At 40.5% G+C, this 14,950-nt stretch carries 17 protein-coding genes and 1 tRNA gene; 14 read left to right on the top strand and 4 right to left on the bottom strand.

Translation table 11 applies throughout. The features are described 5' to 3' along the window. The first annotated feature begins 41 nt into the window (after positions 1 to 41). Complete coding sequence (gene rpoN / locus ACO05G_RS13560) at positions 42 to 1,478, top strand: RNA polymerase factor sigma-54 (protein WP_348281611.1); 1,437 nt, start codon at positions 42 to 44, stop codon at positions 1,476 to 1,478. Positions 1,479 to 1,522: 44 nt separating this feature from the next. Beyond that, positions 1,523 to 2,089 carry a hypothetical protein gene (locus ACO05G_RS13565; RefSeq protein ID WP_421763239.1) on the top strand — a complete coding sequence of 189 codons (567 nt, stop codon included), beginning with the start codon at positions 1,523 to 1,525 and terminating at the stop codon, positions 2,087 to 2,089. Here ACO05G_RS13565 and ACO05G_RS13570 read toward each other — a convergent pair. Then, positions 2,086 to 2,787, bottom strand: a complete 702-nt coding sequence (locus ACO05G_RS13570) for an outer membrane beta-barrel protein (RefSeq protein ID WP_421763240.1) — start codon at positions 2,785 to 2,787, stop codon at positions 2,086 to 2,088. The genes ACO05G_RS13565 and ACO05G_RS13570 overlap by 4 nt on opposite strands. 161 nt (positions 2,788 to 2,948) lie before the next feature. Between ACO05G_RS13570 and ACO05G_RS13575 the strand changes: the two genes are divergently transcribed. The 7 genes from ACO05G_RS13575 (at position 2,949) to ACO05G_RS13605 (ending at position 10,826) form a co-directional block, all read left to right on the top strand. Continuing rightward, positions 2,949 to 3,022, top strand: a tRNA-Arg gene (locus tag ACO05G_RS13575). A gap of 806 nt (positions 3,023 to 3,828) precedes the next feature. Further along, positions 3,829 to 5,139 carry a TolC family protein gene (locus ACO05G_RS13580; RefSeq protein ID WP_421763241.1) on the top strand — a complete coding sequence of 437 codons (1,311 nt, stop codon included), beginning with the start codon at positions 3,829 to 3,831 and terminating at the stop codon, positions 5,137 to 5,139. 19 nt (positions 5,140 to 5,158) lie between these two features. Next, positions 5,159 to 6,235, top strand: coding sequence for an efflux RND transporter periplasmic adaptor subunit (locus ACO05G_RS13585; protein ID WP_421763242.1), 1,077 nt, complete (start codon positions 5,159 to 5,161; stop codon positions 6,233 to 6,235). A 12-nt stretch (positions 6,236 to 6,247) separates the two neighbouring features. Further along, complete coding sequence (locus ACO05G_RS13590; protein WP_421763243.1) at positions 6,248 to 9,469, top strand: efflux RND transporter permease subunit; 3,222 nt, start codon at positions 6,248 to 6,250, stop codon at positions 9,467 to 9,469. Positions 9,470 to 9,476: 7 nt separating this feature from the next. Next, positions 9,477 to 9,782, top strand: coding sequence for a hypothetical protein (locus tag ACO05G_RS13595; protein WP_421763244.1), 306 nt, complete (start codon positions 9,477 to 9,479; stop codon positions 9,780 to 9,782). Between the two features lie 13 nt (positions 9,783 to 9,795). Next, a complete protein-coding gene (locus tag ACO05G_RS13600) occupies positions 9,796 to 9,993 on the top strand; it encodes a YgaP family membrane protein (protein WP_421763245.1) in 198 nt (65 codons plus the stop codon). Positions 9,994 to 10,196: 203 nt separating this feature from the next. Next, positions 10,197 to 10,826: a Crp/Fnr family transcriptional regulator gene (locus tag ACO05G_RS13605; RefSeq protein ID WP_420317840.1), complete on the top strand. Its 630-nt coding sequence runs from the start codon at positions 10,197 to 10,199 to the stop codon at positions 10,824 to 10,826. Here the strand turns inward: ACO05G_RS13605 and ACO05G_RS13610 are convergent, their stop codons facing one another. Then, entirely contained in the window at positions 10,827 to 11,000 is a 174-nt protein-coding gene (locus ACO05G_RS13610) for a cytochrome d ubiquinol oxidase subunit II (RefSeq protein ID WP_421763246.1), read from the bottom strand. It lies immediately after the preceding gene. Between the two features lie 293 nt (positions 11,001 to 11,293). Between ACO05G_RS13610 and ACO05G_RS13615 the strand changes: the two genes are divergently transcribed. After that, on the top strand, positions 11,294 to 11,962 hold the full coding sequence (locus ACO05G_RS13615; protein WP_421763247.1) for a peroxiredoxin: 669 nt from the start codon (positions 11,294 to 11,296) through the stop codon (positions 11,960 to 11,962). 212 nt (positions 11,963 to 12,174) lie between these two features. Here ACO05G_RS13615 and ACO05G_RS13620 read toward each other — a convergent pair whose 3' ends face one another. After that, positions 12,175 to 12,861 carry an aspartate/glutamate racemase family protein gene (locus ACO05G_RS13620; protein WP_421763248.1) on the bottom strand — a complete coding sequence of 229 codons (687 nt, stop codon included), beginning with the start codon at positions 12,859 to 12,861 and terminating at the stop codon, positions 12,175 to 12,177. 162 nt (positions 12,862 to 13,023) lie between these two features. On the opposite strand from ACO05G_RS13620, the gene ACO05G_RS13625 reads away from it, so the two are divergent. From ACO05G_RS13625 to ACO05G_RS13640, 4 genes are read left to right on the top strand one after another with little or no spacing between them, the layout of a single operon-like run. After that, positions 13,024 to 13,338, top strand: a complete 315-nt coding sequence (locus ACO05G_RS13625; RefSeq protein ID WP_421763249.1) for a rhodanese-like domain-containing protein — start codon at positions 13,024 to 13,026, stop codon at positions 13,336 to 13,338. 12 nt (positions 13,339 to 13,350) lie between these two features. Beyond that, on the top strand, positions 13,351 to 13,959 hold the full coding sequence (locus ACO05G_RS13630) for a class I SAM-dependent methyltransferase (RefSeq protein ID WP_421763250.1): 609 nt from the start codon (positions 13,351 to 13,353) through the stop codon (positions 13,957 to 13,959). Positions 13,960 to 13,964: 5 nt separating this feature from the next. After that, complete coding sequence (locus tag ACO05G_RS13635; protein WP_421763251.1) at positions 13,965 to 14,123, top strand: hypothetical protein; 159 nt, start codon at positions 13,965 to 13,967, stop codon at positions 14,121 to 14,123. Beyond that, on the top strand, positions 14,110 to 14,328 hold the full coding sequence (locus ACO05G_RS13640; protein WP_421763252.1) for a hypothetical protein: 219 nt from the start codon (positions 14,110 to 14,112) through the stop codon (positions 14,326 to 14,328). The genes ACO05G_RS13635 and ACO05G_RS13640 overlap by 14 nt, the downstream gene beginning before the upstream one ends. Before the next feature lie 194 nt (positions 14,329 to 14,522). On the opposite strand, the gene ACO05G_RS13645 is transcribed toward ACO05G_RS13640, so the two are convergent. Beyond that, the gene (locus ACO05G_RS13645; protein ID WP_421763253.1) at positions 14,523 to 14,885 is read right to left on the bottom strand and encodes a hypothetical protein; all 363 of its coding nucleotides are present in this window, start codon (positions 14,883 to 14,885) and stop codon (positions 14,523 to 14,525) included. Positions 14,886 to 14,950: the final 65 nt, after the last annotated feature.

Here is a 14,950-nt window from a genome sequence, read left to right on the forward strand (position 1 = left end):
AGTAACGAATGTGATATTTTTGACATATTAGGACTTAAATAATGCAAAAACTCTCACTAACACAATCACTTCAACAAAAACTGTCTCCCCAGCAGATACAGTTCATCAAACTATTGCAAGTTCCCACTGCAGAGCTGGAAGCTCGTGTAGAAGAGGAACTGGAGATAAACCCTGCGCTGGAAGAGGGCAAGGAGGAAAAAGAGCAGGATGAACAAAGTGAGGATTTTGACGAAGAATTTGAAAGTCCAACCGAAGGGATCGAGGACTATCTCCAAGATGACTATGCAGGCTATAAAATGCAGGGTGACGGCAGGAGCCCTGATGAAGAAGATAAAGAATCGCCAATCTCAGTCGGTAAATCCCTGCATGAACACCTTATATCTCAATTGGGCTATCTAAAACTAGACGAGCGTCAGACTATTTTAGGAAAGCAGCTTATAGGCAGTATAGACTCTGACGGATATATCAGAAGAGAATTAGAAGCCATTGTAAACGATCTGGCTTTTTCACAAGGCGTAGAAACAGATGAGGAAGAGTTAGAATCATTATTGTACCGAATTCAAAATTTCGATCCCGCAGGAATAGGGGCTAGAAACCTTCAGGAGTGCCTTTCCATTCAACTAGAACGAAAAGATGATGATAGTGAGGTTGTTCAGGCTGCTCGAAGAATTATCGACACGTGCTTTAATGAATTCTCTAAGAAGCATTATGAGAAAATTTCTAAAAAGCTTGGGCTCGAAGATGAAGACCTGCTACGAGAGGCGATTTACCTTATTACTAAACTCAACCCTAAACCAGGAGGAACCGGAGATGAAATTGTAAAAACTCAATATGTGATTCCTGATTTCATATTGGTAAACAATGATGACAAGCTTGAACTGTCCCTGAACTCGAGAAATGCTCCTCAGTTGAAGGTAAGTAGATCCTATTCGGAGATGCTTCAAGCCTATGATAAGAGCGACAAAAAAGACAAAAAACTCAAAGAAACTGTCTCATTCATTAAACAAAAGCTGGATTCAGCTAAGTGGTTTATTGATGCGATTCGCCAGCGCCAGCAAACTTTGCTAAACACCATGCAAGCAATTATTGATTTTCAATATGAGTATTTCTTAGAAGGTGATGAAAGCAAGCTGAGGCCAATGATTTTGAAAGACATTGCCGATAAAATTGGGATGGATATTTCAACTGTTTCCAGGGTTGCCAGCAGTAAATCGGTTCAAACTGAGTTTGGTGTATTCCTTTTAAAATATTTTTTCTCGGAAGGGATTTCTACAGATTCAGGTGAGGACGTGAGTAGTCGGGAGGTAAAAAGTAAACTAAAGTCTTTCATTGATAAGGAAGACAAGTCAAAGCCGCTATCTGATGAAAAGCTAGAAAAGGCGCTAAAAGAATGCGGATATAATATAGCTAGGCGAACAGTAGCAAAATATAGGGAACAATTAAACATACCTGTGGCACGCCTCAGAAAAGAACTTTGAAAGTATTAATGAAGATTATATCAGTGGTTTTCCATCCGCTGCTAATGGCTACTTATTTAAGTACAATTCTTTTTCATAAGTCACCCGAATTATTTCCACGAGTTATACCCGAAGCAATTCCGCAATTTGTACTGGTGGTTTTTATTACTACTTGCTTAATGCCAGCACTTAGTATTTTTTTACTGCGGTCTTTTTCTTATATCTCCAATTTAGAATTAACTAAAAGGAAGGAGCGAATTCGGCCGTTTATTTTCATTGCTTTTTATTACGCTGCATCATCCTACTTATTTGCTGATAAATTGCAAATGGGGCCGGTTTTTATGACCGTTATGATTAGTGTCTCCACACTAATTGCACTACTTCTGGTTATTACGGCGTGGTTTAAAATAAGCATTCATGCATCGGCCGTTTGGAGCGGTTTGGGATTTATCTGTGCCCTCATTGTGACTATGGGAGTAGATATCGGTTGGTATTTTTACGCGGTAATAATTGCCGCTGGTTTAACAAGTACCAGCAGACTTTATCTCGGCTATCATCAACCAAAAGAGGTTTGGTCAGGCGCACTGTTGGGGTTTGCTTACAGCTACTTGACCATTATCGTTTTTTTCTAGAAGCCGGTTACGTTTATTCCAACAGTTGTCATTACTGGATTAGATCCATCCTGGAACGAATCTTTAAATACATTAGAAAGGTATCGCTTATAAAAAACGTGCACGCCTTTAAATCCTGCTCTTATTTGATACCCGTAACGAAACGAGTTCAGGTTGTACTTTCCTGAAATTTTTTCTCTCACAGTCTCCCCGTTATTATCATATTTCCACTTTGTATGAGCGTTTAATCGTAAGCCAACGATACCTCCAGCTCCAATAAATAATCCTTCCCCTTCTTCTGTTCCTAAAGGATGAAATCGTAGTTCAAATGGGATATCTAAATAAGTAGAAGCCAATTTATTTTTCTCAAAATTTTCTGAGTTGGGAATAATTGCAACAGCGGCTAAAGAATCATTAGATCCATTGGTAAAATTATACTGGCTAGCCAAAGTAGAATCTCCTAAGCTCATTTTTTCAAGGCCTAGTCCAACTCCATAATTGAATGACAGTTTACTTGATAAAATCTTTCTGTTAGTGTAGTAAATACCAACAGATTTAGAAGACCAGGTTTTTGCATCGAGTGCGCCAGGCATGGAAGACCAAACATTGAATCCGATATCAACCATCAGGTCGCCGGGAATATCAGGTCGGTTTACTCCATCTTGAGCACTTGCAGACATGATAAAAAAAGCAAAAACTACTGCGAATATGTATTTCATTTGTTTCATTATTTCTTGCAAAGAAGTATCATTTTCAACGTTTATGTTCTTAATGAATGTTAAATGATTAAAAACTACGTTTGTGAAAATTTCGGCAAAGATAGAATCATGGACGACTAACGAAAATTTTAATGCATAATTGTTAGTTTTGCGCTCCCAAAGGACTCGTAGCACAACTGGATAATGCACCTGGTTACGGCCCAGGAGATTGGGGGTTCGAATCCCTCCGAGTTCACATAAATTAAAAGACCAGCCTTGCGCTGGTTTTTTACTTTATAGGGATTTGGAATGAGAACCCCGTGGGGTTCGAAATGGAAAATGGAAAGCAGTGGAATTCACGAAGGGTCGTGCGGTAGGGTCGTGTGTATTAGATAAATCAAAGATTCACGAGAGGCTGTGCGGCATGGATGTGCGTATGAGTAATCCCTCCGAGTTCACGAAGAGAAGAAAGCTCAAGTCGAAAGACTTGGGCTTTTTTTAATTTAAGTCGAACGAAACATTGTTTAAGAGAGGAATTAAATTAAAAAAAGAAATCGTGAAATGATTTGAACTTTTTTCTCGAAATTCTGAATGAATTGGGATCATGAAATAATCCTCCGAGTTCACAAGAACCAAAAGCCCGATGCTATAGCCTCATACATTTTGCATTCTGATCGAGCCAATGTCGGTTTAAGGAATACCTAATTCCATTTGTGAAGCCACAAATATTTTATCGCCCTCAATTATTGCAAGTTAATCACCTCATCCAATTGTAGGCTTGCTCCGATCACATCCAATTGACAAGCATCATTAGGAATATTATTCTCATAGCGATCTACTTTTTTGCACTTTTTATATGAGGATTTATGCCGTAGTGGCTTTGTAACAAATGTTACAGTACTACCTCTTGTGTAACATTTGTTTCATTAACCCTTTTCCCACCACCGTAAACTTGCCATATAAAACATTTGGAACATATCCGAAAAAGTAATTCTAAGAGCTAAAGTATTGACAATACAAGCAGCTCCAAGGAGAGTAAAACGAATGAATGAGAATTTGAAAATGAAACAGATATTGCTAATACTATTAATGGTTGCAGAGGTTAGCACCCTGTATGCTCAAGACACACTTTCACTTTCAAAAACGGAGTTTTTAGAGAAGGTAAGTATAAACAATCAACAGGCAAGAATAGCCGAGAAGCAAGCTGCAATGGCTCAGGCAGATTACCAGCAATCAAACGCGCTATTCCTGCCAACAGTGACAGCCTCTTACACAGCGATGACCACTAATAATCCATTGATGGCATTTGGATCTAAGCTGAATCAGGAAATCCTGACGCAACAAGACTTCAACCCTGCTTTGCTCAATGATCCTGATAATGTAGAAAACTATGCCACCGAGATCATGGTACTCCAGCCCCTCCTCAATCTTGATGGAGTATATGGTCGCACGGCTGCTAAGATTCAAAAGGAAGCCTATCAGCTCAAAGCGGAACGAACCAAGGAATACCTGCAATTTGAAGCCACTAAGCAATACATGCAGTTGCAGTTGGCCTATAAAGCTGTTGAAGTATTGGAACGAGCGGAGCTAACGGTAAATGAAGCGGTCAGAATGACAACTGATTATTATGATCAGGGCCTTGTTCAGAAAGCAGATGTATTAGATGTAAAGGTTAGAGCCAATGAGGTAAAAAGTCAACTACGATATGCCCGATCCAATGTACAGAATGCCTCTGATCAAATCTTAACGTTAATGGGGCAAGAACCGGGCTCATATGTGCTAAAGCCGGAAGGGCAACCACCTCTTGAATATACAAGTGCGTCTTATCCTGTAATTCTACCGCAAAATCGAAAAGATTTATTGGCCATGGACAAGTCGGTACATGGATACCAAAACATGCTCAAGTCATCAAAGATGAAGTTTGTACCGCGGATCAATGCATTCGGAAGTTTTCAAATCTATGATAACCAACCGTTTGGGTTCGATGCGAACGGGTACATCCTGGGAGCTAAGCTTTCATGGAATATTTTTTCCGGATATGCTAACGTAGCTAAGACCACCAAAACACGTCTGGAAATGGAAAAAGTCACGCTAGAACAGGAGGAGTATCAATTAAAACAACAGGCGGAACTAAGTCGTGCTAACAGATTACTTACAGATGTCGAGCATAAAGTAGAGCTATCACAGGTAGCCTTTGAACAGGCATCCGAATCTTTCAAAATCAGGAAAGATCGATTTGAAGAAGGACTTGAAAAAACGGTGGATCTGCTATCAGCAGAGAGTCAGAAATATCAGAAGGAGCTACAGCTACAGCAGGCCATCTTTGAATACAATTATACCAAAGAATACCTTCAGTTTTTAACCAGAGAATAACAGAAAAAGAAAATACAAAATGGCAAAGATTACATACATAACTATGATTCCAGTACTCGCAGGCTTGCTGGCAGGATGTGGATCAAGTGAAGAGCATCAGGTAGCAGAAATGAAACCTATTGCAGTTAAAGTAGAGACAGTTAAAACATTGGGCGAAGCACAGACGATCCAGGTAAGTGGACGGGTAGAAGCCGTAAGCAGTGCCAACATCAGCACCCGAATGATGGGGTATGTTTCCAGCGTGATGGTGAAACCCGGAGACAAAGTCAATAAAGGTGACTTGCTCGTGGTTATTTCCAGCGCTGATCTTAGAGCAAAAAAAGCACAGGTACAAGCCTCCATTATTCAGGCGGAGACTGGGCTGGAAAATGCGAAGAAAGATTACGAACGCTTTCAGGTTCTATACAAAAAAGAAAGCGCTTCCGAGAAGGAACTAGAGAACATGACCACCCGCTACGAAATGGCCAGGGCCGGGTTAGAGGCTGCACAGCAGATGGAGAATGAAGTTGAAGCACAGTTTGCATATGCCAACCTTCGCGCACCATTTTCAGGTGTAGTGACCAATACGTTCGTCAAAGAAGGGGATATTGCTAATCCGGGAATGCCTTTGGCTACTGTGGAAGGAACATCTGCCTATGAAGCAGTTGTGATGGTTCCTGAATCTCAAATCTCAAAAGTGAAACCCGGGGCAAATGCTTCGGTACTCGTGAAGTCTAAAAACTTGTCACTGGAGGGAGTGGTGAAAGAAGTGAGCCTTTCAGCCAAAAATACCGGAGGTCAATTCCTTGTAAAAATTCACCTGCAAGCTACCGAAAGTGTACTGCCAGGAATGTTTATCAATGCTACAATAACCACGGAAACGAAATCGGCAAATGTTTTACCGGTTGTCTCAGAAAACGCTCTGGTAAGAAACGGACAGTTGATTGGTATCTACATGCTGGGTAACGAAAACACCACAATCCTACGCTGGTTACGCGTCGGGCAATCGAAAAATGGACTGATAGAGATACTATCTGGGGTTAAAGAAGGAGAGCAGTACATCATACAGGCTGAAGGTAAGCTCTACAATGGGGCAAAAATTTCAATCAACAACTAACGGGAGACGGACATGCAAGAAGGAATATCAGGCAAAGTCGCCAACTTTTTTATCCATTCAAAGCTTACCATCCTGTTAATGGTCGCTTTGATGATTATCGGAGTATACAGCTCCTTTTTAATCCCAAGAGAGGAAGAGCCTCAGATCATTGTACCGATGGCTGACGTGATGGTGGGATATCCGGGAGCTTCTCCGAGAGAGATAGAGAGCCGGGTGGTAGAGCCACTTGAGAAGATTATCTCCAACATAAAAGGCGTAGAGCATATTCACAGTATGGCTATGAATGGCATGGCCGTTCTGGTCGTGCAGTTTTATGTAGGAGAAGACACTGAGCGGTCATATGTGAAGCTCTATGATGAGCTGATGAAACACCAAAATATGTTTCCGGAGACTGTTTACGAGCCAATTGTAAAGACCCGATCCATAGATGATGTGCCCATGTTGGGCCTCACACTTTGGAGCAAAAACTACGATGACTACCAGCTGCGTTTACTGGCAGAAGAGATCACTTCAGAAATAGAGAAAGTTAAAGATGTTTCTATTACCCGTGAAATCGGAGGCCGTCCGCGTCAACTAAGGATATTACTGGATAAGGATAAGATGGCTGAGAATAGTGTAGATGTACTAAGCATTATGCAAATAATCAAAGCCAGTAACAGTAGTTCTCAATCAGGAAAATTTGTTGTGTCAGATTCAGAATATCTGCTTACTACGGGACAATTTCTAAGTTCTGCGGAAGACGTTGGAGGTATTGTGGTTGGAGTGAATAATCAGTTGCCCGTTTACCTAAGTCAGGTGGCGACTATCATCGATGGACCTTCTAAACCCAAAGATTATGTGGCTTTTGGATATGGGAAAGAAAACGAAGCTTACAATGAAAACCCCTCAAGTTATCCCGCAGTTACAATTTCGGTAGCTAAGGTCAAGGGAGCTGATGCCATGAAAGTGTCCGATAAGATTCTGGACAAGATCGATTTGCTTCGTGAGACGCTTATCCCACATGATATAAAGGTTGAGGTGACTCGAAACTACGGAGAAACTGCCTCCCATAAAGTTGGAGAACTGTTGCTGCACCTCGGAGTAGCTATTGTGGCCGTAACTGTACTGGTCATGTTGGCGATGGGCTGGCGAGGAGGCCTGGTGGTGTTCCTGTCCGTTCCATTGACTTTTGCGCTCACACTTTTCAGTTATTACATGCTGGGGTACACACTGAACCGTATCACGTTGTTTGCGCTGGTATTTGTGGTGGGTATAGTGGTAGACGATAGTATCATTATAGCAGAAAATATGCACCGCCACTTTAAGTCTAAGCGGCTTCCATTCGCACAAGCAGCGATATATGCCATTAATGAAGTTGGTAACCCTACCATTTTAGCAACCTTTACAGTGATTGCGGCCATTCTTCCAATGGCATTTGTGTCGGGCATGATGGGCCCCTATATGAGCCCAATGCCAATTGGCGCTTCCATCGCAATGATGCTGTCGCTATTTGTGGCGTTGACGGTGACTCCATATCTGGGCTACCACTTTCTGAGAGAAAAAGACAAGAAAGGAAAAGATGGCACAAGTCATGAAGAGCATGGACCTGGATGGATTCATCGGATGTACAGCAAAATTGAAATGCCGTTCCTGGATAGCAGAGTTAAACGATGGGTGATGTTGGGAATTACCATCGTCCTGCTTTTTGGGTCAATGGCCATGTTTTTCACCAAGTCAGTGGTCGTAAAAATGCTTCCATTTGACAATAAGAATGAGTTTCAGGTGATCATAGATATGCCCGAAGGAACAACGCTAGAGCGAACCGCTGCTGTAACAGCAGAGATCGCGCAGTATCTGGCAGGCGAACCGGAAGTGGTAAACTTTCAAACCTATACTGGGACTTCCGCACCGATTACGTTCAATGGCTTAGTACGACACTATGACTTGCGTGGAGGTAGCAACATGGCTGATATCCAGGTGAACCTTTTGCATAAAGAGCATCGCTCTCATGCCAGTCATGAGATCGCCTCTAGGGTTCGCCCTGAGGTGCAGCGCATCGCAAAGAAATATGATGCCAATGTGAAAATCGTAGAGGTGCCTCCTGGTCCTCCTGTGCTATCCACCTTGGTGGCGGAAGTTTACGGTCCAGACTATCGTGAGCAGATAATAGTAGCTGAGCAGGTTAAGAAGATTCTCGAAAACACACAAGACGTTGTAGATATCGACTGGTATGTAGAGGCTGGACAAACCGAATACACGCTCGATATAGATCGAGAGAAAGCCATGATGTATGGCATTGTGCCAAAGCAGGTGGTTGGTAATCTGACCTATCTTCTTGGTGGTCAGCCTGTCAGCAACTTGTATGACGAGCACGCAGATAATCCAGTGGGTATTGTTATGGAGTTGGAAGATCAGGAGCAAGCCGGTATTGAACAGATTCAAAACTTCAAAATCAAAGGAATGAAGGGGAATATGGTGCCCGTAAGAGATATCGTAAACGTGAAAAAAGATACGCTGAATGCGACCATCTATCGAAAAGACCAGAAGCGAGTAGTGTACGTACTCGCAGATATGGCCGGAGAGCTGGAGAGTCCTGCCTACGCTATCCTTGGCATGACTGAAAAGCTAGAGGCGATGGACTTGCCTAAAGGCTATAAAGTAAATGAATTGTACATGAGCCAGCCAGAAGATGAGTCTGATTTTACCGTAAAATGGGATGGCGAATGGCAGATTACACTGGAAGTATTCTGGGACCTGGGTGGTGCTTTCGTCGTAGTGATCATCGTGATTTACATGTTGATCGTGGGATGGTTCCAAAATTTCAAAACCCCAATCGTAATGATGCTGGCTATTCCATTGTCGCTGATTGGCATTGTGCTTGGTCATTGGATCTTAGGTGCTTTCTTCACAGCTACTTCATTCATCGGCATGATTGCCCTGGCAGGCGTGATGGTGAGGAACTCCGTTCTACTTATTGACTTCATTGAGATTCGATTGAATGATGGTGTAGATCTGAAAACAGCCATCATTGAGGCAGGAGCAGTAAGGACCACACCTATTTTGTTGACAACAGGAGCAGTAGTAATTGGTGCTTCTATTATCCTTTTCGATCCAATATTTCAAGGGCTTGCTATCTCGCTAGTAGCCGGAGCGATTGTTTCAACGATGCTCACCTTGATTGTAGTGCCATTGATTTACTACATGACCGAAAGAAAAAAATGGGAAGAGAAGGCGATAGCTGAGAAAACTAAATAAAAAAATAATGGAATTATTAATCATAACAGCCGTGCAGTCTTATGAAAAAGACATTAAAAGATTGCTCAAGAAAAGTGAGGTAAAAGCATTTTCCCACATTGATGTAACCGGATACAAAGACTTGTCAGATCAGCCAAATGATGACAACTGGTTTGCTTCCAATTCCGGTGAGCATCGTTCTGCTTTATTCTACGCATTTGTAGAAAAGTCAGGGGTAGATAAAGTATTAAATGCCATTGCAGAATTCAATAAAGATCAAGACTCCATGTCTCATGTGCATGCTGTAGCGGTAGATATAAAAAAGAGTATTTAAAAGAATAGAAAAAATGAGAACACGAATTGTACACGCAGTAGCAGGAACTTTTATTCTTATCAGTCTCCTGCTCTCGATTTATATAAACATCAACTGGTTGTGGTTTACTGCATTTGTTGGAGCGAACTTACTCCAGTCATCATTTACCAAGTGGTGCTTAATGAGTGACATCCTAGCCAAATTAGGCGTAGAGGATTACGCAAAAAGATAGCTATCAATGATTTCCATTAAATAGATAACTATTAGACTGGACAAAGTGAGCATGTCTCACTGGTGATTTACTTGAACAATAAGATTGTTCCAATTGCCTTACTCATACACAACCTTAGTCGGAGGCAATCCACTTAAGGATTGAATGTGAATATTGGAACCCTTCCACTAAATTCAAGGTTAGAATTTGAGTAAATCACAAAAATGTCCGAAAATATAGATGTCGTTCTCAGCAAAGCAGGGCTAGAGCCTAAACTCATTGACGAAATAGTCACAATAGGGAGGCTTAAGAAAGCAAAAGCAGGCCATGTGCTAATAGGTCCGGACAGCACCGCAAACGAAATCCCTATTGTTTTGTCAGGCTTGCTTAAAGTAATGCGGCAAGATTCAAACGGTGAAGAAATATTCCTGTATTACCTGGAGGGTGGAGAAACATGCGCCATGTCAATTACCTGCTGCATAGAAGGTGAAAAAGCAGCCTACAAGGTAATTGCTGAAGAAGATTCTACTATTTGGATGATTCCAATGACGTACCTGGATTCATGGGTAACGAAGTATCCTTCCTTTAGAAGATTTGTTTTTGGATCCTATCAATTGAGATTCGAAGAGCTGCTGAAGACGATTGACAGTATTGCTTTCCATAAAATGGACGAAAGGGTTTACAAGTATTTGCTAGACACCAAACAAGCCACAGGTTCTTTCGAAATACATAAAACGCACGAGCAGATTGCCAATGAGTTAAATACCTCTCGTGTGGTCGTTTCAAGGCTCTTAAAGCAGCTGGAAAAAGATGGCAGAATAGAGCAATACCGGAATAAAATAGAAATTTTGTAGTTAATAACTCGTCTCATCCATCTTCACTTTCCCTTTAAAAGTCCAGAAAACAAATGTAGTATAGCCAACTACCAGCGGCACTCCAATCGAGGCTATTATCAACATCGTTTCCAAAGACTTTTCTGAAGAGCTGGCATTGTGTACAGTGAGTGTGTACGATGGATCCTGCGTCAACAGTATTATTTCGGGTCAAGCTCATATGCCACAATTATCATCAGAACTGCAACGGTCAATGATGAAAACAAGAATGCCGGCCAATCCAAGGCCTAGGATTATTTAGAAATTTACTCTTAAGCTATTCATTGATTTAAACGTATCAGTAACAATTTGATATTGATATAATTTCTCATAAAACTCAATCTAAGTTTCTAATTGTCCAATCATCGATCGAAAAGTCAAGTGTAACAAATGTTACGCCATCTGAAGCTTCTACTTCGTTAATTACAGTAACAATAAAGCTTAAAATAATGGAACAAATAGAAGAAAAAACAGAGGTATTTCAAATTCCCAGAATAGGAGATCAAGCTCCTGATTTCAATGCAAAAACTACAAAGGGAGAAATCAGATTCTCAGAGTTCGGAAAAGATAAATGGGTGGTTATGTTTTCGCATCCTGCGGATTTTACTCCGGTATGTACTACGGAGATGAGCGGGTTTGCCACTCGCAAATCAGAATTTGAGGCTCTCAATACAGAACTACTTGGGCTAAGCATTGATAGTATTCATGCACACTTGGGTTGGGTCGATAATGTTCGAAAAAATACAGGTGTATATTTTGATTTCCCCATCATTGCAGATTTGGATATGAAGGTATCAAAACTATACGGCATGCTCCAGCCGAATGAAAGTGAAACAGCCGCAGTAAGAGCCGTGTTTTTTATTGATCCTGAAAAGAAAGTTCGCCTAATCATGTATTACCCACTAAATGTGGGCAGAAATATGGATGAGATTCTGCGTGCTCTGGAAGCCTTACAAACATCAGACAAACATAAAGTGGCAATGCCTTTAGACTGGAAAAAAGGCGACAAGGTAATTGTGCCACCACCAAAGACGCTGGATGAGCTGGAGGAAAGGTTGAATGATGATTCACTGGAGAAGGTGGATTGGTACTTAGCTAAAAAGGAATTGGCAAATTGAGTAGGTTGATTTGGTGTGATTAAGGGGCTGCTGAAAGGCAGCCCTTTTGAGATTATAGGCATCCACTTCAAATTAGAGAGTTCCAGCTATCAATAATTAAACACTATAAACAGATTATAAATAAGCAAAAGTTTATCAGAACTCAGAATAATTAAAAAAACAAAGGATTTCTTTGCAAATACGGCCATAGATAGGCGTTCCGATACTGGCACCTAATTCTCCTCCAAAATAAAATCCACAGCCATGTTCACGTGCAATTCTGTAGTTGGCAGCATGGGAATATCATAGCTTACTTTCTTAAATAGTATTGGCAACTCGGTGCACCCCAAGATAATTCCCTCTGCCTCTTTTTCTCTTAACAAATTCATTTGTTCCAAAAAGAAGTTTTTAGCCTCCTCTGAAAAAACTCCTTGTGTTAGCTCCTTGGATACATAATGATGTGCCTGATCAAGGTATTCAGGATCTGGAATTATTGTTTCAATAGAAAAATGGTCTTTTAGCACTTTTGGGATAAAGTCTCCGGTCATGGTTGGCTTATTCCCTAAAAGGCCCAATTTTCTTAGGCCTTGCTTCCGCGCATCATTGCCAGTGGCATCAGCAATGTGTAGTATTGGAATATCAATTTTTGGCTGAACATAAGGGTAAGCCATATGAGGAGTATTGGCACAAATTATTATTGCATCCACACCTGCCACCTGTAGTTTCCTTGCAACATCCAGGTATTTTGCATTGATCTTCTCCCTATTCTGCTCACGCATCACTTCAATATTGATGCTATGAATGATGAGAGGTGGGTTAGACTGGTTTCCTATTTTGTCCCCTACTCTTTCATTAATAAGCCGGTAATACTCTATGGTAGAGTGCCATGATGTTCCTCCAATCATTCCCAGTGTTTTCATAGCATGTTTTTCTAGAGTTATGTATTAGGTTTAGTAAAAACTTGTGCTCATTAAAGTTAAAATTATTCGAATTGGGAAAGTGGTTGTGTAACAAAAGTTACGCCTTTGGATGTGTATGAAAATTAATTTTGAAGCAGATATAAATTATAAATGAATAGATAAATGAAGTATAAAAATATTAATGCGGAGGCATTTGCAGAATTAAGAACTAAAGAGAATCATGTAGTATTGGACGTGCGAACACCTGGCGAGTTGGCTGAGGGTTCCGTACCAGGATACACCATGATCAATTTTTTTGATCCCAATTTTAGAGAAGAGGTTGCTAAACTTGACAAAACAAAAACCTACTTGATATACTGCAGAAGTGGAAACAGAAGCGGTCAGGCTTGTGCCCTAATGGCTAATATGGGATTTGAAACCCTTTATAATCTTCAAGGTGGTATTGGAGCCTGGAATGAAGCTGTTAGCATTTCTTAATTTTAGCAACAAATGGCTAATCTTTATCAACAAGATTTCTGGGATAAGCGATATGCTCAAAAAGAGTACGTTTATGGTGAGCAACCCAATCAATTTTTAAAAGAAGTGATTGGTGATTTGAAGCCAGGTAAGGTCATTCTCCCTGCAGAAGGAGAAGGAAGAAATGCCGTTTACGCTGCTTCTCTTGGTTGGCAGGTTGACGCTTATGACAGTTCGAAAAAAGGAAAGTCTAAAGCTGAATCGCTTGCAATTAAAAGAGGTGTTTCGATCAATTATGCAATGAATGATCATGAAGCCTGGGAGCCAAAACATGAAGCGTATGACTTAGCAGTGATGACCTATGCGCATTGTGACCCAAAAACACGCAAAGCATTGCATATAAAAGTAATTAAGTCATTAAAGCCGGGCGGAATTGTTTTATATGAGGCATTCCGAAAGGAACAAATCGAACTGAATACCGGAGGACCAAAAGACATTGACATGCTCCTCAATGAGGAGATTCTAAGAACAGACTTCAAGAATCTTTCAATACTAAAGTTGGAGGAATTGGAGGTAGATTTATCAGAAGGAGAATACCATAATGGAGTTTCCAGGATAATAAGAATGATTGCGAAAAAATAAGAACTATGAATCACGAAATACCAAAAGCCGAATATGAGGCTATTGAAAAGATGATAGCCAGTGATGAAAGTGTAGTGGGTATTGATGCCAAGAAAACCCATATCATCATCATTCATAAATTGATCGAATTAGAAAAAAGAATCAGTGAACTTGAAAAAAAATAAATCAAAACTTGGTTATGCAATCGGATTAAGTCTAACACTTGGATTGGTGCCATTTTTTCCTGAGCCGCATATTTGGGGAAAGCTCAAATGGATTGCAGGTGGTGCCAATGGAATGGGAGCAATGGACTATTTTGACCTGATATTTCATGGCTTCCCGTGGGTATTTTTAATTATTATGATTGTTAAAATCATTGTGAAAAAATGAAATACTGAGATCATACAAATTGAAAATCTTAAGCGTGGTGGATGTGTTGCGGCAAGTTGAAATCATATAAGATTTGCGTGGAAGGGATCAGTTGGATTCGAAATCGAAGATTCACAAAGAGTATTGAGGCATGGATGCCATATGGGAAATCCCTCCGGTTTTGAAGCGAATCAATAGCTAATTCAGTTCAAACACTAGGAAGTAACGAGCGGAGTAGGCGTTTTATCAATTATTCTATTAAAATATTGATCTGTTTTGATGACCTGATTTTCATTGTAGGTCTCTTTGTCAACACAGACACCTAAAAAGGTGTTCTTTGCCATTTTTAAAAGCTTTACAATCGAGTTTTCGATCTCGTGTGTATAAAAATCTTTATTTTTCGTGAGATTGTCTATGCCGAAAAACTTGTCAATTGAGAAAACTAGCTCCTCACTCTTGTAATCATTTTTGGACTTGTAGATAAACGATCGGTCTGTTGTATCTAAAACAAACACGAATCCTTCAGGCAATATTTTCCGTATTGCATCTATTTTTTGGTGAGTACTATAAACAATCATTTTTTGCCATTCAAGTTATCGTTCGAATTAGGCGGTTTATTTTTAGTTGGTGTATTTATTTCAAA

The sequence above is a fragment of the Ekhidna sp. genome (genome assembly GCF_965227465.1).
Taxonomy (GTDB): Bacteria; Bacteroidota; Bacteroidia; order Cytophagales; family Cyclobacteriaceae; genus Ekhidna.

Excerpts from the sequence above, each read along its gene's own strand:
- rpoN (WP_348281611.1), top strand. The coding sequence starts at position 42 with ATGCAAAAACTCTCACTAACACAATCACTTCAACAAAAACTGTCTCCC.
- ACO05G_RS13565 (WP_421763239.1), top strand. The coding sequence starts at position 1,523 with ATGGCTACTTATTTAAGTACAATTCTTTTTCATAAGTCACCCGAATTA.
- ACO05G_RS13570 (WP_421763240.1), bottom strand. The coding sequence starts at position 2,787 with ATGAAATACATATTCGCAGTAGTTTTTGCTTTTTTTATCATGTCTGCA.
- ACO05G_RS13580 (WP_421763241.1), top strand. The coding sequence starts at position 3,829 with ATGAAACAGATATTGCTAATACTATTAATGGTTGCAGAGGTTAGCACC.
- ACO05G_RS13585 (WP_421763242.1), top strand. The coding sequence starts at position 5,159 with ATGGCAAAGATTACATACATAACTATGATTCCAGTACTCGCAGGCTTG.
- ACO05G_RS13590 (WP_421763243.1), top strand. The coding sequence starts at position 6,248 with ATGCAAGAAGGAATATCAGGCAAAGTCGCCAACTTTTTTATCCATTCA.
- ACO05G_RS13595 (WP_421763244.1), top strand. The coding sequence starts at position 9,477 with ATGGAATTATTAATCATAACAGCCGTGCAGTCTTATGAAAAAGACATT.
- ACO05G_RS13600 (WP_421763245.1), top strand. The coding sequence starts at position 9,796 with ATGAGAACACGAATTGTACACGCAGTAGCAGGAACTTTTATTCTTATC.
- ACO05G_RS13605 (WP_420317840.1), top strand. The coding sequence starts at position 10,197 with ATGTCCGAAAATATAGATGTCGTTCTCAGCAAAGCAGGGCTAGAGCCT.
- ACO05G_RS13615 (WP_421763247.1), top strand. The coding sequence starts at position 11,294 with ATGGAACAAATAGAAGAAAAAACAGAGGTATTTCAAATTCCCAGAATA.
- ACO05G_RS13620 (WP_421763248.1), bottom strand. The coding sequence starts at position 12,861 with ATGAAAACACTGGGAATGATTGGAGGAACATCATGGCACTCTACCATA.
- ACO05G_RS13625 (WP_421763249.1), top strand. The coding sequence starts at position 13,024 with ATGAAGTATAAAAATATTAATGCGGAGGCATTTGCAGAATTAAGAACT.
- ACO05G_RS13630 (WP_421763250.1), top strand. The coding sequence starts at position 13,351 with ATGGCTAATCTTTATCAACAAGATTTCTGGGATAAGCGATATGCTCAA.
- ACO05G_RS13635 (WP_421763251.1), top strand. The coding sequence starts at position 13,965 with ATGAATCACGAAATACCAAAAGCCGAATATGAGGCTATTGAAAAGATG.
- ACO05G_RS13645 (WP_421763253.1), bottom strand. The coding sequence starts at position 14,885 with ATGATTGTTTATAGTACTCACCAAAAAATAGATGCAATACGGAAAATA.